This is a genomic window from Bradyrhizobium sp. CFUWI (assembly GCF_056429085.1).
Window position 1 is genome coordinate 1 of sequence record NZ_JBWJZE010000254.1, and the last position, 415, is coordinate 415.

Sequence of the window (415 nt, forward strand, 5' to 3'; positions counted from 1 at the left end):
GTCCGGCAGGATGGGTATGCCAGGCCGAACGCGCGCCCGGTTCGAAGCTGACGTAGGCGCCGGAAGCATCGATTTCATCGGTTGCCGGGAACAGAGGATCGACCCGCACGCGCCCGGTGAAAGAGTCCGCCGGGCCTGCGACCGACGCTTGGCTGCCGGCCCGACTGATCTGTTGCGAAGTCCGGGACTCGCTGGTGCTTTCTGTACTGGCGGCGTCGACAAAAGGCGCCGCCGCGCATAGCGCAAAACAAAGGCTACCGGTTGAACGCAGAGTCATTTGGCTTTCCTCTCGATTGATATCGTAGAGAAACAAATTAACCTTGCTGCATTAATCGATAAACCATGCCAATTACATAGCACTTATATCGCAATCGCATAAATCCGCTTTACTTGATCTCAACCAACCGCACTGCCT

General features: G+C 56.4%; 1 protein-coding gene. It reads right to left on the minus strand.

Going from position 1 to position 415, the window contains the following annotated elements; genetic code table 11:
* A partial coding sequence (locus AC066S_RS39685) for a cupin domain-containing protein (protein WP_478272045.1) occupies positions 1 to 271 on the minus strand: 271 nt, incomplete at its 3' end.
* Positions 272 to 415 lie beyond the last annotated feature (144 nt).